The sequence below is a fragment of the Nostoc sp. UHCC 0302 genome, assembly GCF_038096175.1.
Taxonomy (GTDB): Bacteria; Cyanobacteriota; Cyanobacteriia; order Cyanobacteriales; family Nostocaceae; genus UHCC-0302.
Genome location: NZ_CP151100.1, coordinates 153,616 through 174,616 on the forward strand (window position 1 = coordinate 153,616; position 21,001 = coordinate 174,616).

A 21,001-nucleotide genomic window follows, 5' to 3' on the forward strand; every position below is an offset into this window, starting at 1 on the left:
ACCAATCCGCTCCATTTTCACTCGCTTTAAAGGAGTCAAAAATCATGGGAGAAAGCAAACGCCGCCGTCAGTTAGACCCCAACTACGGTAAACCGAAAACATCTGATAGTCCCGATACAAGCACAAATGAAAAAATCATAGAGCATCTTGAAAGAGAGATTGTATCAGTACACTACCGCCAATTCACAAACCATCTCAGCTTACCTCCACTACCTAAGCACAATAAAACTCGTCATCAAACAAACATTATCGATATAGATCAATATCCCAATTGTCAGTTAGAACCAAGACACTGGCATGAATGGGTTATTGGTTCCGCCGTTGACCCCACAATTACTACACTTAACGTCCGTTCTATAGAGGGAGATGAAATATACGAATACCTAATGTATGCCTTACCCCAAAGCGCCCGACGCAATGACGGACGACTGCGTGATGGCTACTTGAGACGATATGCTCACATCAACAGTGCATGGGGGGTAGGTGGACTAGATCCTCATAACAACTGGCAACCGATGGAGTGGGGACGTATCAAGCCTGACAACCCCCGACTCGAATGGGATAGTGAAACTCAAAGCTATACTCAGAAACACGTCAAATACGAATCACCGCCTAAAACTCCGAATCGTGTTACCTACCTAAGAGTACCCCTACACGTCTGGAAGTTGGTATCACTTCGCTATGATGTACCAATGCCAGAAAACATCGTCATTACCCAAGAAGGTGAAGCATTAGGATTCTGGGCTTGGGTAATGGCGCATCCCCAAATTCCTGTAATCCTTACAGAGGGCGAGAAGAAAAGTGGCTGTTTACTGACTCTTGGCTTCGTTGCGATCGCACTTCCTGGAATTTGGAACGGTCGCGTCGGCAAAGAAGACTTGGAACGACTCCACCCTGATTTAGTCCCGATGGCTCAAAAGGGGCGCAAGTTCATCATCTTATTCGATCACGAAAGCAAACCCCAAACCAAACAGCAAGTTTTCCAAGCCACACGTCGGACTGCTAGAGTTATCCTACAGCTTTCTTGTCAATGTTCAGTCGCAGTACTGCCAGGGCCAGAGAAGGGGATTGACGATTGGGTAGTAGCTCTCGGTAAAAAAGCTGAGAAAGCCGTCACCGCGATGATTGATGATGCTCTAACTCTCGGCGAGTACCAGAAAACCTTCTTCACCCATCGCTTCCGGGGACTGAACAAGTATAAGCCCAACATTGTAGTCAACAGCCGCTATCTTTCAGAGGTAGTTCGTTCTCTGCCTGAATCTGGAGTTGTTTGTCTAGTTTCCGATATGGGTACTGGCAAGACCGAAATCATGTCTCGGCTCAGAAGAGATAATCCAGACTTGAGCTTTTTGAACAATGGGCATCGCGTTAATCTGCTCAAAAATTTGAGCGATCGCTTACGAACTGCCATGTATTCGGCGATGTCTTCAGGTGACTGGGCAAAAGCTAAAGCACTGAGTATTACTGTAGACTCATTGTATAAAATGGCGAATAATTTACAGGCATACGATATCTTGTTTATTGATGAAGCCTGCCAGTATCTCGTTCACCTGCTCAAGTCCAAAACCTGCAAGGAACACCGGGGAGCTATCCTGGAGGTGTTGGAGTATCTCGTCTACAACGCCAAGCTGGTAGTCTTAGCAGATGCTCACCTCGATGATATTACCATTGAGTTTTTTATGAAAATGCGGCCAGAGGGAGAAAAACCATACATTATCAAAAATGAGTATCGCTCAGGTGGTCGTCAAGTTTACTGGTATGAAGGTCACAACAGCAGTGCGTTGGTTGCAGAATTACACGTCCAACTCATATTGGGCAAGAAGTTGATGATAGTCAGCGATAGTAAGCGATTCATCAAGAAACTAGAACGCGCTTTGAATGGCAAGACATCTATAAATGATAATGAGCATATACCAGAGTCCGAAGAAGACCGAAAGCTAAGAATATGGACTATCCATTCCGAAAATAGCGGCAGTGATGAGAATATCGTCTTCATTCGCGAGATTAACACTGCGATTAAGGATATCGATGCACTGCTTGTTACTCCCAGTCTCGGAACAGGTGTAGATATCTCAACTGAGCATTTTGATGCTATTTTTGGTGTGTTTCATGCCGTATCCCAGTCAGCTACAGAATGCGCCCAGCAATTATGGCGAGTTCGTCCCAATATTCCCATGTACGTTTGGGTGGCCCCTCGTCCTCCCTTTGGTTATGCTGAAACTAACGCTCGTCGTATCAAGGAGAAAATCCTTCAGAAAAACGAGATGACTGCTTTTCTGATTCGCATTGACAAAGAAACAGGTAAGCGTGGGGCAGAGAAAGACTGGATGTTGGATACCAGCTGTCAAATCGAAGCACAACGCAATTGGTCTATCAATAATTTACGCTCGGATCTGCGATCGCTCCTGGAGGAAATGGGCAATACGATTATTCCTGCTGGAGATAGTAATGATGATGGGGCGGCTCGTTGGCTCAAAGCAGCTGGTGATGTCCTCTCTTGGGAGCATTGTATTAAAGTTGCCAATGCCAAGGATATCGATAGAAGAACTTATAACAGTAGACAAAATCAAGACTACCTCAAGCCGGAGGAAGTGCTGGAGTGTGAGAAGTTCCGTATACAAGACACCTATGGGATGACTGTGACTCCTGAATTGGTTGAAAAGGATGATGGAGGGCGGTTGATAAAGAAGATTATCGCACTCGAAGGCTTACTTGCACAGCCGGGAGAGATTTTCACCTCGGAACAGGGGCGCGAGTTTGTTTCACCCCCCAATGTTGTGGCCGATAGGGATAGAGCAGAACGCGAGCGCTTGGCCATCTGCACTGACTGGGGCAATTATTCTACCTCGTGGTTGATGCGTCACCGGCTGGGGTTGAGGCCAGTGTTAATGGATTTGTTGGCCGGAATTGAGGTAACGGGAACTGAAGCGATTCTTCAAGCGATCGCACAGTTCTCAAAACGCAATGCACCTCATATCAAAGGCATACTCAACCTGACTATACCTCTCGACGAGTCACCGATGTGGATTTTGAGTCAGTATCTAGAGCAACTGGGTTTATCTACTCAGTCGAGGCGGCCTGTGTCAGACGGGAAACGGGTTAGGTATTACAGCCTTAATACTGAGGATGTTGTGTTCGCTCAACAGGTGTTGGAGTACCGCCAAAGGCAGCGGGAGGAGAGGGAAATCAAGCGGCAGGAGGAGCAGGAACGGAATGAGGCATATCAGGCTAGAATGCAGGCTCAGTATGGGATTAATGCCCCGTCCACACCCCCCACTAATAAAGATGGAAGTAATAATTGGGGGGGTATGGACGGGGAAGATAATCTCAGTAATCAATGGTGGAATAGAGTTAAATATTATGCTCGGCTGGCGATTGAACGGCTGGAACACGGAGTTGAGCAGGTCAAAGAATTGTTAAATACACTTACCACTAATGAGCGTTGGGGCGTGATGCTGGAATTTGAGGAAATTAGCCAAGACTTATTTGCTCAGTTGCTTGTAGATGCGCCACAGTGGGTGGAGTGGATGGGGTGAAAAGTTGGGTTTGACTTGCTCCCCCAACCACGAACACACCTTTGCTTCCTCCTTGGTGTCGGGTTGATTTGTCTTGGCTATTGATTACCTAAAAAGTGTCATCTCATCGTTGTTATGGACATTTACAACCTCATCGGTGATTGGGTCTTTTAAATTTGTCACCACTAAAACTGACCTGTCTTTAATGCTAGTTAAGCGAAGGTACGCAATAAATTCTTCTGGGTTAATTCCCGCCACCACAATTCTATCCATTGGGGTTAAATCATGATTCGTTGGCAATGCGTAGCTTGCTACTTTGAATAAAGCACGTGTTGTCGGGTGAGCTAAATAATTAATCACAACGCAACCAACCCCATATTTTTGGGACATCTGGCGATAAAATTGCCCTATGGTTAATTGTTGAAATTGACTGTCAAATTCACTTTGTTTACGTTTTTTGGCTAATTTAGATTTAGACATTGCTAGATTGTAATTGTTGGTTTTTCAGGAATATTTCAGTCAGTTAATACTATTTACGTCTGATTTTATCAAGACTAATCATAATTGCTCTATCTGGTTGTTTTCTCTTGAGGTTAACTCGTAAATTCGGTCTAATTCTCTAGTAAATAACTGCTTTTATTTTATCATTTTCCCTGTACAACTCACTTTTTAAAAGATAAAATTTTAATCTTTAGTATTAGAGTAATCAAGAATTTATTTCAAGTTTACTTTAGTAAGTTCAAGAAAAGTTGACATTTAAATATATTAGGTTATACCCAAAATAAAAGTAAAATGTTTCCCAACTTAATCGGAACGCGTTAGCGTTGGCAAAGCCTCTCTAAGAGTTGCGGGGCGGAAACGCACGTAGAACAGGGTATAGATTCAGTAAAAAACTACTCAATACACTAATAAGCGATCAGCGGTAGGGCGTAATGCTCTCCTTTGAAGAGATAAACCAAGACTTATTTGCTCAATTGCTTGTAGATGCGCCCAACTGGGTGGAGTGGATGGTTTGCAACGCTAGCCTCAAGAGCCTCAAGAGCCTCCCTTGTTGACCACAACGCTTGCGTAGTCTTGGCAGACTACTAGATTTCTCTTAAAGTTCACGCCAGCGATAATTTATTGGTACCCAGACATAACCCTGATCTTCTGCACGGATATGCCCCACTCCTGGGAAGGGCAAATGGGCACCTGCGACTAGGCAGCGTGACTTCTCTGCATGGGCGAACTGCGTCGCACGTTGTTCTGCTGCGGCACGGGGATCGACATCATAAGTGATCGTGGTTTCAGGAAGAGGAAATTGAACCGAGGCAACGTGCAAAATATCGCCCCAAAACTTAATACTCTCGCCTCTACTTTCAACGAGGTAGCAACTATGTCCGGGCGTGTGTCCAGGTGTGGGAAGTGCTGTAATTCCTGGTAGAATCATCGTCTCACCAGAAAACGGTTTCAGCTTGCCTGCGGCGAGATAGGGTTCAACCGTCTTGACTGCTCCGTCAAAAGACCTTTTGCTAGGGGGCTGTACTCTTTGTGCATTAGTCCGATTGAGCCAGAAATCGATATCAGGCTGACCGACATAAACTGTGGCAACTGGAAACATCATTTGTCCCTTTTCGACCAGACCACCACTGTGATCTGTATGAATATGAGTCAGCAGAACCACATCAATTTCGTCGGCTGCATAGCCTGCCGCCTTTAGCGATGCCTGTAGTCTTCCACCCAGCTTCGATCCAAACAATTCTCCTGCACCTGTATCTACCAACACGCGGTGGTCTCTGGTATCGATCACAAACACATTAATTGAGGTCTCGACAGGGTTTGCAAGGAAGTTCCGGTGAAGGAGGCTATCGATCTTGCCTGGGTTCGTATTGGTTAGAAGGGTGTAAAGATCCTGCGGTACTGTCCCGTCGCTCAGTACCGTAATCTCGAAATCACCTAGCTCGAATCGATAGAGGCTTGGCGCTTGAGTTTTCATTGGGCATTCCTCAAATGTGTTATCATGTTACACAATGCTTACATGATTTGGCGAACAAACAAACAATCATTTCGGGCGTTGTAGAATAGAAATACTTGCCCAAGCTGGATCACCCATAACTGATGATCAGGAGCGGGAATTTGTCACACCACCGAATGTTGTTGCACAACGGGATAAGCGCGAGAGAGAACGGCTAAGAATCTGCACGGACTGGGGCAATTATTCTACATCCTGGCTTATACGTCATCGGTTGGGGTTGAGACCAGTGTTGATGGATTTGTTCGCCGGAGTTGAGGTGACGGGAATTAAGCCAGTTCTTCAAGCGGTAAGCGTTAGCCATGCCGTCAGGCTTATCGCAGATTTCTCAAAACGCAATGCACCGCACATCAAGGGTATTTTGAATCTCACCATACCGCTTGACGAATCCCCTATCTGGATTTTAAGCCAATATTTAGAGCATCTGGGACTGTCTACCGAGTCGCGGCGGACTGTGCAAGACGGGAAACGGGTTAGGTATTATCGACTGAATACTGGGGATGTAGAGTTTGCCCAGAAGATATTGGAGTATTGCTAAAGACAACGTAAGGACAGGGAAAAAAACGCCAAGATGAACAAGAACGAAATGCGGCTTGTGCAGCTAGGATGCAAGCTCAGTATGGGATTACGTAGAGGAGCAGAGGGTAAAAGTAGTACAAATATCTCTTCTGCATCCCTGCTCCTATGCCTTCTTCATCGCCGTCCACATCCCCCAATGAAATAGATGAAAGTAATAATCGGGGGGAGTATGGATACAGAGGCAGAACTCAGTGATTCTGGGTTGTAAAGTATCTATTTATGTCTCGTAAAAACGTAAACTAAGTATTCCCAAAAATTTTGGGATTTGAGCATCTAGAGATGTGGTCTTCAGGGAGAGGGCATTACATAGATTAAAATCTATGGCATATTATCTTAGGCTCTTCCCAGTAATAAAATGTCCAGCCGTCGCTTTCGCCCTTCTCCCAGGGGGAGACGCTCCGCGAACGGGGCGAAAGCGCCTAGATACCTCGGTTTTGCCAAAAATATTATTGATACGGCTGGACATTTTATTACTTGGATCTCCCTTAATTAGATTTTTACTTGTACTAAAGCTCATCAGTAATCAAAAAGGGGTAAAAGTAGCAAAGACACATTTTGCCGCCATGTACAGTCTGAAACCCTTGCTGTAAAAGAGCTACAGAAAGAAAATTGCTCTTTTTACCAAAAAACGAAGAAAAAGCTTGTTTTGGCTGTACCAATTGAAGTCTAAGTTATTTGGCACAGCATTTGGTCACGTAGCTACAAGGATTTCAGGCTACAAAAATTAGAGGGGTTCAAATGGTACGGCTAAAAGTAGTGGATCTAGTCTGCCAAATCCTAAATTTTAGGTAAAAGGTAGTTTTTTTTATAAAACCTAGCCTCAGTCAGGTTTACAGACGACGCATGGCGGTAAAATGCGCTTTGGCTACTTTTACCCCAAAAAGTAAGCAATGAGATTTTCTGACTCGTTCCAAAACCTTGCTAACAAGGGTTTCAGCAGCCTACTCCTCGCATTTTTCTTGCGAGGTCGCACCTGTGAACGCTTGCAAGGGGAAATCAAGAAAAAAAAACGACTCCTAAAAATTCAGAAGTCGGTTAAAAGAAAAGTTAGTTGTTATTTAAGACAAGGAGGGCAAAAGGCTTAACTACACCGCCTTAAATTTTCATTTGAAGTGATCGGCTTGCTGCTTAGCCCACCGCAGAACATTGCTTCCATCGGCAGTTTTCTGTGGGGTAATTGATCCAACGTGACATTTTTTAAGGGTCACTAATCTACATCAGAGTTTGCAGAGTATTCTAACAGTTTACTAATCACGCCTTCGATAGCTTCTGGAACTGCTTCTTGAAGCCTTAAATCGGGCGGAAGTTGTTCACCATTTATAATGAGCTCTGTGACCTGTGATGGAAAGTCTAGTAAATCAAAGTATGCGTCTATATGTTGCTGTTTAGCTTGTGCCAAGAATTGCAGCAGTCCGTTGATATCTTGATCTGATACAGATACATTTTCTTTTGCTAGTGCTGATTTAAGAGCCTCTGATGACTGAACATTTAGCTCTACTTGATTAGAACTTGTTTCTGGAGTTTGCTCTATAGGGCGCAATGTCCCTTGTAATGGAGGGGTTTGCCGCTCAAGGTGGGTATAATATCTTCCGACTGACAATAAATTACCTATCTTTACGAACCGCTCAATAAGAGGGTTAGAGGGGATCTGAGGCTCGTAAAGACTAGGAATTTGATTCAGCAGTTCTGGTTTCCAGGCATGGGGAACAATATCGAGACTATTCCAAATGCGCGTTGTTGTGTTGCCAAGTTTGAGCCTATAGCGTTCTGCAAAATAATAATTGCCTGGTGTAGGGCCAGCAAATGTAACAACCTTTAAATTAGCTCGATTATTTGGATCCCATGTTGATTTTTTCTCATGCAAAGCAAGTGCTAGGACAGGAGACAATGCACCACCTAGACTAGCACCTGTTAGTAGAATCTCTATGTTTTCACCCATTTCCTTTAACAGGTCTGTGAGAAAGTCAATGATAGTTGTAGACGAGCCTGGATGTGGCCTCAAGAGATTGTCCAGACCTATCTTAGTTCCCATAGAAATTTTGGGACGAAATTGAGGTTCGTCTTCAGCATAGTCAGCCCAATCCGCTAGTACTGCAACGTACAAATCTTCAATCAACCAGTTCTGAAGAGACTTAGGATTCGTACCAGCAACACCAATAACGTATTTATTGCCTTGCTGTGCTACATAAATTGCATTAGTTGCATATTTATTGAACGGAGGCTGAGCCAGATAAACAAATGGCCCCCAGACCCGCTTCCATTTCCCAATTAATTCTGAAAGCTTCGAGCTTTCCTCTAGGTAAAAATCTATGCGGCGAGCAAGCAAGTCTTCCAAATCCTGAGCAGGATTTGGAAATATTCCAGGTTCGCCATCAGACGGCGGTACAAGTTCACTCGCAATGCCATTAATTATCCATCCAAGCGCCCACGCTGTCTGCTTCTCAACAAGAGCCAAATTTGATGCTGTTGTGGTTACCATAGTTTAACTGTTGAAATTTAGTAGATTTTGAACATGAGTCCGGCTTTTCCACTTTCTGTCAACGCATAGACAACTCAGCACAATATTTCACCACAAGACATTAGTCTGGGGCACTATGCTATTACAGTAGCTACAAGTAAGTGGCTGGCTTTATGTCAATACTGTTCAGTTACAGCAAAATACACAAAGCTATGTAGGTTAGGTTTTGTTGGGTTGTGCTCCGCTTAACCCATTCTCTCGTAAGCTACTTGCGTAGAGTAGCCAGTTTGGCAGATTTATCGCTATCCCCAGTATTTAGCCCTGTTCTGTCACTTCCGGAAAACAATAATCGTAGCGAAACACTAAAACTTTTATCTAATCAAGCTTTGAGCCTTTCTTTTTTAATAGAAACTAAAATTTGTAGCCAAAAACCCAAAAGTAAAGTTCCGAAAGGCTTTCAGGCACTGGTTTCTCCCAAAGTGACAGAACAGGGTTAGACGCAAGTGGCCAAGTATTTATGAAGCGTTACAAGATAGCAGACCACAGCGGCAGAAATTGATGCAGTTATACATCAAACAGATGCCTTCACAGGAGCGTCTGTTGTTAGCGGGCGATCATACAGCTTGGTCGCGGCCAGATGCGGTAACTCTACAGGAAAGGACAATTGAACACAGTATTGTCTCAATGGGGGGAGGCAAACCAATTACCGTTGGTCAGGGGTATAGTACGATTGCTTGGATACCAGAAGATTCGGGCAGTTGGGCGTTACCGTTGAGACATGAGCGCATTACCAGTTGGGAAAACCCGATACAAAAGGCGGCTTGGCAGCTACAACAAGTGTGTGAAAATTTACCAACTAGACCAATTTCGGTTTGGGATAGTGAGTATGGCTGCGCTCCTTTCGTTTTGAAGACGAGTAACATTAAAGCAGACATTTTGGTACGTTTGCGTTCAAATCTTTGTTTATGGGGCGCACCACCACCATATTCTGGCAAGGGATGACCCAGGAAGCATGGTGATAAATTCAAACTCAATGATCCATCTACATGGAGCGAAGTTACTCAAAGTTTAGAAGTCAACCATTCCAAACTCGGACGAGTCAAAGTGAGCTTGTGGTCAAATTTGCACTTTCGCAAAACCGCTACACGCCCGATGTCCTTAATCAAAGTTGAGCGTCTAGATGCGGAAGGCAACTTGAGGGTATCAAAACCTTTATGGTTGGCTTGGGTGGGAGAGGAAATGCCAACCTTAGAAGAAGTTTGGCAACTCTACTTGCGTCGCTTTACTGTTGACCACTGGTATCGTTTTTTGAAACAACGTTTACACTGGACACTTCCGAAACTAGCTACCCCCAAGCAATGTGACCGTTGGAGCGATAGTCGTGCCAATGATGACTTGGGAGTTGTGGTTAGCTCGTGATATCGTTACTGACAACCCTCTACCTTCTCCCAAAGGGAGAGGCTAGCGCCAAGGCAGAAGTTCCAGGGGAATTTGACCCCTGGAAGAGTCGCTCAAGCTATGGGAGGAGTTTTTGCGGCGATTGGTACTCCAGCTCAACCACCCAAACCCCGCGGAAAGTCTCCAGGCTGGAAGACTGATCAACCACGCAAACGTAGAATTCGTTACCCCATAGTTAAAAAAACTACAACTAGACCCCGTAAAAAACAACCAGAATCTGCTTAGTACTGTAGATTTTCATCCCTGAAGTCTATTTCTTTTCAACTCAGCGTTGCTAAGTCATTTCTTGTTGCCTAGTCTAAACTCCAATTATAAACTTTCTCCACGATTTACTTATGTCTAAATATTTAAATATCTAAACTTGAATATTAGAAAGTGCAGGCCATTTCTACCAAAAGCTTGTTAACTCATTGGGTGAGGCTGTTGGCTTTGCTGATGGTGAACCGCTATGGAATAGCTACTTGGCACAGTGGCAAGTGGCTGTTAACTTTGGGGCGATTGTAGGTCTATGGTGTGCTTAGGGAGGGCGGTGGTTTAGCTTATGTTCTCACAAAGCTTACCGGAATTACAGAGATTGACTGATTTGATTTTGGGTTAAAACTCTTCATCTAGCTGGCTAAGTACATCTGCCAAATCTCTTGCTCCATGAAATACCCTCAGAATCTCAATGGTAGTATCCCTAATACGGTAGAAAATCAGATAATCCTGAAAATCTTTGATGCGCCATTGTCGGATTTCGCCTAATCTCGATACTACCAACTGCGTTACCTTTCCCATACCAGGAGTCTTTGTCAACTGGGCAAACGCTTGAGGGGGGACAAAAAGGGCTAGAATGCAGATAAAATAAGCCTCATAGCCCTTTCTCCTTGTTGATAATACTTACGCTTATTAGGAGCTAGTGTCATTAACTCAGCCACCAATTCATAAGAATTTTCCATGAAATCGACCCAGTTAGACCCATATAATCCAATATAAAAACTGCTATGACGGCGAACTGTCCGCCCAGATTCTTTAATTCTGCCTACATATTTTTGAACACCCATGCGTTTAATTTTTTGACCAGATATAGTTGCAGCCGTGTATGCAAGTGAGATTAATAATATTAGGGAAATTAGCCTTTGACCTGATACATTAGTATCTTCTAAATTATAACCACCGCTTTTAAAATCTCTAAACATTTCCTCAATATCAAAACGTTGTTTATAAGCCTTAATAGCCGAATCTAAATCATCTAAATTAGTCAGAATAAACCAGCCCTCTTCCGGCGCAACTCCAAAACGTTTCCGTTTCCATTTAGTAGCGAGATTAAAGCTAACAAACCCTTGAGATTTCGTATATTTAATACCTTGGTAAAAGAAGGAAAGACCAGGTGCTAAACCCAAATCTCTTAATTGCAGCCAAATTTCTGGTTCTATTTCTATAAATGCGTCCTTTTTTAAGCGTAAGCAGAAATATACTTTCTGCTCTGTGAGCCAGTTAGCCAACTTTATTGAACAAAATTCTCGGTCTCCTAACACTACAATTTTATAATCCTTGAAAATCGGTAATGCTTTTTTAAATACTGCTTCTTGTTCATCAAAATTACTTGAGCCTAACTTGTCTAATAGCTCAAAATATATTGGGATAGACCTTTTGTCCCAAACCACGCTAATCATTAATAGATTAATGCATCCCCAATTAGTCCGATCTATAACTACATAAATAACTTCATTTAAAGGAAAATTTATTTCTAGCCAGCTTTTGATAATTGGAAACCAAATTTCTTCAACATTGATGTAATTTAAAGATAAAAATCGCTGAAGTTTTTTCCTTCTACTTTCAAATAGTATTGGTATTGGTAAAGCAGTCGCTAGCGCCTCAAGGCTAACAGTTTTAATAGATTGTAATAAACAGATAAGGAGTTTTAGTAATAAGTATTCAGTACGTCCAAGCTCTCGCTTGAGGTGTGTCTCGTAGAATTCTGGTAATATTATCATTAAATAGAGCTTATTGCGAATGAATGCTCTTTTTGTTTTACCACAAATTGCTACACTCGTTGCCCTATATCTATTTCAGGGTATTTCGTATCCCCTCAAGGGGCAAACGTCACCTCCGCAGCAGTTAAAAATTTACCTGCTACATCTGCATTGCCATTGACTAATATATAATTTGCTAGATATCGTAAATCTTGGGTTGCTCGGTCTTTGACAATTAAACGATACTTCATCTGTCGTTTGGGTTCTCCATGCTGTTCTGACCTAAAACGGTAGAACGCAAATTCTGCCAATATTCCGATGTTACTTCTTGCCCTTCTCCATCAATACCTTCAGCTAAAAGCGCTTCTAACTTGTCTTGTGCTTTACGTTTTTGGTCTTGCTGTACCAAATCCAAAAAATATTCGCCAATGCTGCCATAAGCACCTGCTATCACTTGTGCCTCTAAATAAACGCGTACCTCATCAGGTATATCAATACTGATATTCATTGGCGCTCTTGCATAACTACCCTCATTATTTTAGCTGACAAACCGTGATGTCAAAGGGGCTAAAGCACTTGTTGGTACAGGTGTTGATATTTCCACACCTTAAATTTAAGCCGTTTTCGGTGCATTTCACGCTGTTTCCCAATCTGCAACTGAATGCGCCCAACAATTATGGCGAGTTCGTCCCAATGTGCCGATGTACGTTTGGGTGGCCCCACGTCCTCCCTTTGGTTATGCTGAAACTAACGCCCGACGCATCAAGGAGAAAATCCTTCAGAAAAACGAGATGACCGCCTTCCTGATTCGGATTGACAAAGAAACGGGTAAGCGTGGGGCAGAGAAAGACTGGATGTTAGACACCAGTTGCCAGATTGAAGCACAGCGCAATTGGTCTATCAATAATTTACGAGCTGATCTGCGTTAGCGAAGCTTAACGAAGTTATCGCTTCTGGAGGAAATGGGCAATACCATCATTCCTGCTGGAGACGGTAGCGATGATGGAGCGGCTCGTTGGCTCAAAGCAGCTGGTGATGTCCTCTCTTGGGAGCATTGTACTAAACCCGGATTTCTCACAAGTGAGAAAAAATCATTGAGATGAGTAAAACTTAAAGTAAATTATTTTATACAACACTAAACTATAATCAACAACAGATTATGACAACGTGTAAACCGAAACTACAAAGACAAATATGATACATTCTAAACAATAAATACTAAAGCAAAGATTATTGAAAATGATAAATAGACAGCCTAAAGCTAGGGTTAAATCAATGAAATCTACCCAAGTTAAAGCTAATAACTATAATTCCAATTAGCTGAAAATCAACCAGAACAGTTTAGCCGAGATAAATAGCTGTAAGCTGTTGCAAAAATATTCTTGTATGGACAATCTCTACTAATAGCGATTAAAATATATCGGCTATTAACAGTAATAACGGCTCCCAATTTCAGTAACTTTGTACGAACAGTTCCAACAGTAGCATTTTTGAGTTCGCTTGTTGTTAAACATTGCTCTCGGAGAGCGTTTATCAAAATATAAGCAACAGAAGAAAACCACAGACGTAGTTGATTTCCAGCAAATGTATGAGTACTAGTTCTATCACTTTTTAGTGATAACTTCTGTTCTTTTAAACGATTCTCCATATCACCTCGTGGGCAATACTTCTGGGTATAAAGTCGTCCTGGAGGCACTAATTTAGTAGGGAGTGAAGTGACAACAAAACGAGTACTTACCCCTGACTTACTATACTCAATTTTTGAGACAACACGGCGATTACGGCTCCAAGATTTTAAAGTTTTATAATCAAGCGAACAATACCAAACTGAGTTATCAACAAAGGCTGCTGCTTGTTTTTTCAAGTCATCTGACGGAGTAAATAAAGTTTCAAAAAACTCTACTACAGTTTCCAGTTTTTGCGAATATTCAAGATAAGCCCGGTATTGGGTTGGTTGGGATAGTTGAATTAACCGACTATTCTGGGCTAACCCAAAGACATAATCTACTCCAACTTGAGATTCACACCAACTCATAATATCTTCTCTCGAATACGCACTATCTCCACGTACAATAATTTTCACATTATCCCAACGTAAACGTATTAGTTTTATTACTCGTTGCAATTCTGATAATGCACCCGACGCTGGATCTACATTAGAAGCACGAAGCTTTGCTGCAATTAAATGTTTACCGCAGAAAATATAAAGTGGAGCATAACAATATCCTCTATAATAAGGGTTAAAAAACACTTCTTCTTGATTGCCATGCACTAAATCATCAGTCACGTCCAAGTCTAAAATTATCTGTCGTGGTGCTTTGGAGTAGGATTCTAAAAATATTTCAACTAATAATTTCTCTATAGCTTCTGCATCATGTCCAATGCGATGATATCGACTTGATGCTCTTGATTCAACAGTTTCTGGACAGTGTTCGATACGATTTAAAGTGCTTTTACCTGCTAGGACTGGTAGTTCTTTTTCTGAACCCATTATTTTCCCTAGCGCCAGGATAAACATTGGATCGTGACGCAGTTCCTCGTGGTCGTTTAAGTCTTCATAACCCATTATCAAACCATATATTCTCTGCGTGATTAGGCTTTCTACTGAATGGTCAATTCTATTGGAATCTCGGTAATCTTTAAAACATCTTGCTACTCGCGATGTAATTTCTCTTTTTCGGTCTAGCTCCGCAATTAAAGTCAATCCTGCATCTGATGTTACCCTCTCACCCTTGAAATTAACTACGACTGGACATGATTTAACTTGTTCAAATTTGAACTGTTCCGGTATACAATCTGTTTTCTGAGGGGTCATGCTTAAAACTGCTGGAATTCATGTGCAATAGATATTTTGGCAGTTTTTGACTCCTCTTTTCTCCGGCTTTGTGAGAAATCCGGGTAAAGTTGCCAACGCCAAGGATATCGATAGAAGGACTTATGACAGTAGACAAAATCAAGACTACCTTAAGCCGGAGGAAGTTTTAGAATGTGAGAAGTTCCGCATTCAAGATACCTATGGGATGACTGTGACTCCTGAATTGGTTGAAAAAGATGATGGGGGGAGATTAATTCGGAAGATAATTTCATTAGAAGGGATACTTGCCCAAGCCGGGGAGATAATCACCTCGGATCAGGGGCGGGAATTTGTCACACCGCCGGATGTTGTTGCACAACGGGATAAATCGGAACGCGAGCGTTTGGCTATCTGCACGGACTGGGGCAATTATTCTACCTCGTGGTTGATGCGTCATCGCCTGGGTTTGAGGGCAGTGTTAATGGATTTGTTCGCCGGAGTTGAGGTAACGGGAACTGAGCCAGTTCTTCAAGCGGTAAGCGTTAGCCATGCCGTCAGGCTTATCGCACAGTTCTCGAAACGCAATGCACCGCACATCAAGGGTATCTTAAATCTCACCATACCGCTTGACGAGTCACCGATGTGGATTTTGGGGCAGTATTTAGAGCAACTGGGACTATCTACCGAATCGCGGCGGCCTGTGGAAGATGGAAAACGGGTTAGGTATTACAGCCTTAATACTGAGGATGTGGTGTTTGCTCAACAGGTGTTGCAGTACCGCCAAAAGCAGCGGGAGGAGAGGGAAATCAAACGGCAAGAGGAGCAAGAGCGTCACGCTGCTTATGCTGCTACGATGCAGGCTCAGTATGGTATTGAAGTAGATAGACCGTCATCTAATCTCCCGTCCACACCCCCCGCTAATAAAGATGGAAGTAATAATTGGGGGGGTATGGACGGACAGCAAAATCTCAGTAATCAGTGGTGGGATAGAGTAAAATACTATGCTCGGCTGGCAATTGAACGGTTAGAACACGGCATAGATTCGGTAAAAGAACTACTCAGTACCCTCACTAGTGATCAGCGTTGGGGCGTGATACTGGAGTTCGAGGAGGTCAGCCCAGAGAAATTTACTCAGTTGGTGTCAGATGCTCCACAGTGGGTGGAGTGGATGGGGTAAATCTTGCTGCTATTATAGGTAAAAGCTGAGTGCTAAATCTTCCACAATCTACTTGCCCTTGGTGGATATCGCTTTCAGTTAAATCTCAATAGTTAGCAATCTAACGTATTTTCCAGTTCCCAAGGAGTGATGCAGGTACTGTATTCATTCCATTGTTGATGCTTCAATTTTAAATAAGCAGCTGTTAATCGTTCTCCAAGGCTTTGGGATAGAACTATGTCTGCTTTTAAGCAGCGTAAGGCATCTAATAAGTTTGTCGGCAGCTGTTTGACCTGACCAAGGGGAAGCGGATCTGTATAACTATTATTATCATAACGTGGCTCAGGATTGCGCTTTTGGACAATTCCATCCAGTCCAGCGGCGATGAGTGCAGCAGGTAGTAGGTAGGGATTAGCCGCACCGTCAGCAAGACGAAATTCAAAGCGTCCAGCATCAGGAATGCGGATAGCATGAGTGCGGTTGTTGCCACTGTAGGTAATGGTGCTAGGCGCCCAAGTTGCCCCGGAAGTAGTCACGGGTGCGTTAATTCGCTTATAGGAATTAATTGTGGGATTGGAAAAAGCACACAGTGCCTCAGCAGAATGTAACACGCCTGCAATGAACTGGTACGCTAAAGGTGAAAGTCCCAGTTCTCCTTGCTGTTCGTGGAAGAGGTTAACTTTACCTGCTGTATCCCAAATAGAGAGATGAGTGTGGCAACCGTTACCAGTCAAATGGGAGAAAGGCTTGGGCATGAAGGTAGCACGCAACCCATGCTTTTCGGCAATTGTTTTGACCATATATTTAAAAAAGGCATGACGGTCTGCGGTCACAAGGGCATCGGCATACATCCAATTCATTTCAAACTGACCGTTTGCATCTTCATGGTCGTTTTGGTAAGCACCCCAACCAAATGTCAACATAGCATCGCAGATTTCGCGAATTACTTCATAGCGACGCATCAGGGCTTGTTGATCGTAGCAGGGTTTGCTTTGGCGATCGCGCAAATCAGATATACTGTTACCATCTGGTGAAAGCAGAAAATACTCACATTCTACTCCTGTGCAGACGCTATAGCCCAACTCAAGGGCTTGTTTGAGGACGCGCTTTAATACAAGTCTGGGGGTTTGTTCTATCGGTTGTCCACTCATAGTGTAGAGATCCGCAGGCATCCAGGCAACTTCAGTCTCCCAAGGTAATTGAAATAGACTAATAGGGTCGGGTATCGCTAAAATATCTGGATCTGCTGGAGTCATATCTAGCCAAGCCGCAAATCCGGCAAATCCAGCACCATTAGCTGCCATGCTGTCAATGCTTGCAGCAGGCACAAGTTTTGCCCGTTGTACCCCAAACAAATCCGTGAATGAAATTAGAAAATAACGGATACTCTTTTCGCGGGCAATTTCAGAAAGTGAGTTAGTCAAATTGCTTTGCTCCAATTAAAAATTCCAAATCGAACCATACCAAAGGTATATTTTGTTATTCTTCCAGCAATTTCTGTATTGCAACTCGGATGAAGTCTTCATCAGTAGGATTTTGATAGGGATTACCTGCTCTATGACCCCAAAGAGAAGGGATTGGTAAATATTTAGCTTGAGGAATCAGGGCAGCTTCCGCAGCACAATCTTCTGGAGTAAAGTATAAATCTGTTGTGGATGGCATTACCAGCGTTTTAGCTTTAATTGCACCCATAGCCTTTTTATAATCGCCTTGGTAGATGGAGTTATCGCTGACATCGCAGTGTAACCAAGTATCAATCATTGCCAGCAGATTATGCGGGTCGCGCTTTTTGTAGTTAGACTCCCAAGCACGTAGTAAGTAGTCTTCTAAAGATGTATAGCCCAGCTTGTAGTAAATGCCCTGGCGATAAAACGCTTGAGAAGCAGCCCAACTAGCATAAATCCGCGCAAAAGCTTTATATCCCCGCTCTGGAGGGGCTTCAAATCTACTACCATTCCAAGTCGGGTCAGCTGTCAGCGCCGCTCGAAGGCTTTGCAAAAAAATTCGATTATGGTCGGTAGTGCGAGCTGTACCGCACAACGCTGCAATTCGAGTGACGCGCTCGCTATACAATACTCCCCAGTGATATGCTTGCTGTGCGCCCATTGACCAACCGTAAATTAGTGCTAGATGTTCAATCCCAAATACTTCTCGTAACAATTGCTCTTGAGCGCGAACATTATCTACATGGCTAAACCAAAAGCCTTGTTCGCTAAGACCACAATCTTGGCAGTTGCTGGGCGAACTCGAAAGTCCATTCCCAAACATATTGGGAATGATCATAAACCAACGCCTGGGGTCGAGAATGCTATCGCCACGAATCAACCAGTCAATGTCGCAATGTTGCGCTCCGTAAGAAGTTGGGTAGAGAATGGCATTAGTGCGATCGCTTGCGAGTTCGCCGTAAGTTTGGTACGCTAACCTCGCCTTGGATAGAACTGCACCACACTCAAGCCTAAAGTTTTCTAGGGTTAAAAAACTTGGATATCTTGTCATATTGCTGATTATCCCAATTTAATTACCTGACTTTTTCCCTTATCTCTTTGACGGAGCGATCGCTTAGTATACCTCTATCCAAAAGTCCTATTCTCTGGTAATTTATTATTAAAACTAGTTTTTGAGAATAAAATCTAGTATGAAACCCTTGCTATTTCGTTGTTTCACGACTTAACAGCAAAAATCAGATTTAGTTACAAGTCACTAATAATATAGAGTTACAAACCCAAGTTAGTGACACATACGATTCTTCCCAAACATTAAATGAAACTGTTGGGGGCTGGAAGGGCTTGAGGTTGAAACTATTAATTTGGGTTTGGTAGCCTAGTTTTGTAGCGTATTTTAAAGTCCTCCAGTTACCTCCAAGTTAAATCCAGTGATATAGCTTGTCTCTTCGCTCATCAGAAACGCTACCCCATTCGCCACCTCCTCCAAGCTTCCTAAACGCCGCATTGGCACTGAATTAATCATCTGTTGCTCCACTACCTTGGGATTGACATCAAAGTACTGTGACCCTCCTGCTGCTTGCAATTCTGTTTGCCGCGTCCACATAAAACCAGGGCCGATCAATGCCGGAGAGAGTGCATTCACCCGAATGCTGTAAGGAGCCAAATCTTTCGCTGCTGTTTGAGTCATTCCAATCACCGCAAACTTGGAAGCAGCGTATGCCAGCATATTTGGTGGCCCAACCACCCCTGCATAACTTGCCATGTTGACGATCGCGCCTCCACCGACATCACGTAGGTGCTGTGCAGCTGCCTTGAGAACATGGAAAACGCCAATAACGTTGACATTTATCACCTTCTGAAAGTCATCATCAGGATATTCGTCAGTTTTAGCAAACACTCCTTGATAGCCCGCGTTATTAAATACGTAATCTATACGCCCAAACTTTTCAACAGCACTAGTAAAGGTTTTGGCAACATCGTCACTAGCTGTAACATCACAACGAAACGTGCTGACTGGAACGTTATAACTTTTTAGTTCCCCAGCCACATCTGCCATCTTCGCTTCATTTAAATCCAGCAAGGCTACACCTGCCCCATTAGCAGCAAAGCGGTGTGCAGTTGCTTTGCCAATATCTCCCGCACCGCCCGTAATCAGGATGGTCTTACCTGCAAACTGGTAGGTTGCTTTTGCTGTCACGTTTTCAACCTCTTATTGAAGAATGCCTGTGATTGAAATGAGATTGGTATAATTTTTATTTTTGAGCATTTGCCCAAAAATAGAGCATAAAATTAAAAATTTGTTTCGTTCGATTTTTTTTACTTTAAAGGAGCCATGCGATGTATCTACAGAGTCGCGTTCTGTGGAAGACGGTAAGCGTGTTAAGTATTATCGGCTGAATACTGATAAGTATCTATGCAAAATTAATTATGTATTTTTCTCCAAAATCTCGAATGACTTTTTCAACATAGTTAACTAAATTTGACCAACTAGAGTATGCATCTATTTCTATCCATTCATATTTGATAAAACGCCAGAGAATTTCTATTAAATTTAATTGAGGGGAGTAGGATGGTAGCCAAAATATTTCTAATTTCTTCTCTTGCCACTCGCTAATTTTTTGCTGGATTTTTTTGCTTGTGTGAAAAGACGCTTTATCCATAACTACAATGGTTTTTATTTGAAGATTTCCAGCGAATTTATCAAGACAAGAGATAACGACATCACTTGTAACATTTCCTTCAAATATATAGGCATCTAATTCTTGAGCACAATTCATTAATCCTAGTACATTTAGGCGACGACTACGACTACTATCAATTTTAATATTTTCTCCTTTTTCTTGCCATCCATAAGGTATATAAGGTGTTAAACAAAATCCGGTTTCGTCTAAATATCTTAAATCAATTTCCCCAGATTTATCTTGTTGTTTTAGAACAGTGAGTTCCTCCTGTTTTTCCTTATATTCCAGTGGGTCTGGCTCTCCTGCTAATCCCCTTTTAAATCTCCTCCATGTCATTTCAAAGTTTTTTAAAATTCGTTTTACTGTATCTTTACTAACTTTGACTCCCCAGAGCTCTTCAATTTGAGCTAATACTTTTCCTAAATTTTTTGGTGATTGTTTTACCCACTCTTTGATTTGGAGCTCTTGAAGTTCATTAAAAATTGGTTTCCTGCCTCGCCCTGGGCGATTATATAGTCCTAACAATCTGTATTCTTCCCAATCATTCATCCAATTGTATATGGTTCCTCGAGTGACTTGAAAAATTTCCATCAATTCCGAAATTGTTTTTCCTTTATAGCTCAACAAAATACAGTGCGCTCTCTGTTTTACTTGATAATGAGAACTTTGTTTATATATTCTGTTAAGTAATTTGATTGTATCAATATTTAAATCTTTAATAAATCGCATTTTTTGACCTTATTGACAACCAGAAGATATTTTAAATTACTATTTACATAATATAAAATTAATTTTGCTTAAGTACTTAATGTTGCGTTTGTACAGAAAGTATTGGATTATCGGCAGCAGCAACGGCAAGAGAGGGAACAGAAGCGGCAAGAAGAACAAGAACGAAACGCGACACATAAGACTAGAATCCACACAGTGTGGTATGCCCAATGTTTAATAT

General features: G+C 42.6%; 16 protein-coding genes and 2 pseudogenes. 6 read left to right on the forward strand and 12 right to left on the reverse strand.

Going from position 1 to position 21,001, the window contains the following annotated elements; translation table 11 throughout:
- Window positions 1–44 precede the first annotated feature (44 nt).
- On the forward strand, window positions 45–3,536 hold the full coding sequence (locus WKK05_RS37195; RefSeq protein ID WP_341531616.1) for a plasmid replication protein, CyRepA1 family: 3,492 nt from the start codon (window positions 45–47) through the stop codon (window positions 3,534–3,536).
- A gap of 84 nt (window positions 3,537–3,620) precedes the next feature.
- Here WKK05_RS37195 and WKK05_RS37200 read toward each other — a convergent pair whose 3' ends face one another.
- Window positions 3,621–3,995: a hypothetical protein gene (locus tag WKK05_RS37200; protein ID WP_341531617.1), complete on the reverse strand. Its 375-nt coding sequence runs from the start codon at window positions 3,993–3,995 to the stop codon at window positions 3,621–3,623.
- Window positions 3,996–4,611: 616 nt separating this feature from the next.
- The gene (locus WKK05_RS37205) at window positions 4,612–5,490 is read right to left on the reverse strand and encodes an MBL fold metallo-hydrolase (RefSeq protein ID WP_341531618.1); all 879 of its coding nucleotides are present in this window, start codon (window positions 5,488–5,490) and stop codon (window positions 4,612–4,614) included.
- Between the two features lie 265 nt (window positions 5,491–5,755).
- On the opposite strand from WKK05_RS37205, the gene WKK05_RS37210 reads away from it, so the two are divergent.
- Entirely contained in the window at window positions 5,756–6,064 is a 309-nt protein-coding gene (locus WKK05_RS37210) for a hypothetical protein (protein ID WP_341531619.1), read from the forward strand.
- A gap of 1,248 nt (window positions 6,065–7,312) precedes the next feature.
- Here WKK05_RS37210 and WKK05_RS37215 read toward each other — a convergent pair.
- Window positions 7,313–8,584 (reverse strand): hypothetical protein, encoded by a 1,272-nt coding sequence (locus tag WKK05_RS37215; protein WP_341531620.1) that lies wholly within the window; start codon window positions 8,582–8,584, stop codon window positions 7,313–7,315.
- Between the two features lie 474 nt (window positions 8,585–9,058).
- Here WKK05_RS37215 and WKK05_RS37220 point away from each other — a divergent pair.
- Window positions 9,059–10,246, forward strand: a pseudogene (locus WKK05_RS37220) (NF041680 family putative transposase); the annotation flags it as partial.
- A 369-nt stretch (window positions 10,247–10,615) separates the two neighbouring features.
- Here WKK05_RS37220 and WKK05_RS37225 read toward each other — a convergent pair.
- From WKK05_RS37225 to WKK05_RS37240, 4 genes are all read right to left on the reverse strand, one after another.
- Entirely contained in the window at window positions 10,616–10,861 is a 246-nt protein-coding gene (locus WKK05_RS37225) for a type II toxin-antitoxin system RelE/ParE family toxin (RefSeq protein ID WP_341531639.1), read from the reverse strand.
- Complete coding sequence (locus tag WKK05_RS37230; RefSeq protein ID WP_341531013.1) at window positions 10,849–11,991, reverse strand: IS4 family transposase; 1,143 nt, start codon at window positions 11,989–11,991, stop codon at window positions 10,849–10,851. Before WKK05_RS37230 ends, WKK05_RS37225 begins: the two co-directional genes overlap by 13 nt.
- Before the next feature lie 101 nt (window positions 11,992–12,092).
- The gene (locus WKK05_RS37235) at window positions 12,093–12,227 is read right to left on the reverse strand and encodes a hypothetical protein (protein WP_341531621.1); all 135 of its coding nucleotides are present in this window, start codon (window positions 12,225–12,227) and stop codon (window positions 12,093–12,095) included.
- Complete coding sequence (locus tag WKK05_RS37240; RefSeq protein WP_341531622.1) at window positions 12,224–12,484, reverse strand: type II toxin-antitoxin system ParD family antitoxin; 261 nt, start codon at window positions 12,482–12,484, stop codon at window positions 12,224–12,226. The genes WKK05_RS37235 and WKK05_RS37240 overlap by 4 nt, the downstream gene beginning before the upstream one ends.
- Window positions 12,485–12,554: 70 nt before the next feature.
- Here WKK05_RS37240 and WKK05_RS37245 point away from each other — a divergent pair.
- Window positions 12,555–12,902 (forward strand): annotated as a pseudogene (locus tag WKK05_RS37245) (bifunctional DNA primase/helicase); the annotation flags it as partial.
- 36 nt (window positions 12,903–12,938) lie between these two features.
- Window positions 12,939–13,079, forward strand: a complete 141-nt coding sequence (locus WKK05_RS37250) for a hypothetical protein (protein ID WP_341531623.1) — start codon at window positions 12,939–12,941, stop codon at window positions 13,077–13,079.
- A gap of 224 nt (window positions 13,080–13,303) precedes the next feature.
- Here WKK05_RS37250 and WKK05_RS37255 read toward each other — a convergent pair whose 3' ends face one another.
- The gene (locus WKK05_RS37255) at window positions 13,304–14,791 is read right to left on the reverse strand and encodes an IS1380 family transposase (RefSeq protein ID WP_341527375.1); all 1,488 of its coding nucleotides are present in this window, start codon (window positions 14,789–14,791) and stop codon (window positions 13,304–13,306) included.
- A 46-nt stretch (window positions 14,792–14,837) separates the two neighbouring features.
- Between WKK05_RS37255 and WKK05_RS37260 the strand changes: the two genes are divergently transcribed.
- Window positions 14,838–15,947: a hypothetical protein gene (locus WKK05_RS37260; RefSeq protein WP_341531624.1), complete on the forward strand. Its 1,110-nt coding sequence runs from the start codon at window positions 14,838–14,840 to the stop codon at window positions 15,945–15,947.
- A 92-nt stretch (window positions 15,948–16,039) separates the two neighbouring features.
- Here WKK05_RS37260 and glnT read toward each other — a convergent pair whose 3' ends face one another.
- The 4 genes from glnT to WKK05_RS37280 all read right to left on the reverse strand — a co-directional run bounded on the left by glnT (window position 16,040) and on the right by WKK05_RS37280 (window position 20,781).
- Window positions 16,040–17,350, reverse strand: coding sequence for a type III glutamate--ammonia ligase (glnT, locus tag WKK05_RS37265; protein WP_341531625.1), 1,311 nt, complete (start codon window positions 17,348–17,350; stop codon window positions 16,040–16,042).
- Between the two features lie 55 nt (window positions 17,351–17,405).
- On the reverse strand, window positions 17,406–18,422 hold the full coding sequence (locus WKK05_RS37270) for an alpha/beta fold hydrolase (protein ID WP_341531626.1): 1,017 nt from the start codon (window positions 18,420–18,422) through the stop codon (window positions 17,406–17,408).
- A 342-nt stretch (window positions 18,423–18,764) separates the two neighbouring features.
- Window positions 18,765–19,568, reverse strand: a complete 804-nt coding sequence (locus tag WKK05_RS37275) for an SDR family NAD(P)-dependent oxidoreductase (RefSeq protein ID WP_341531627.1) — start codon at window positions 19,566–19,568, stop codon at window positions 18,765–18,767.
- 214 nt (window positions 19,569–19,782) lie between these two features.
- Complete coding sequence (locus tag WKK05_RS37280; protein WP_341531590.1) at window positions 19,783–20,781, reverse strand: IS630 family transposase; 999 nt, start codon at window positions 20,779–20,781, stop codon at window positions 19,783–19,785.
- Between the last annotated feature and the right edge of the window lie 220 nt (window positions 20,782–21,001).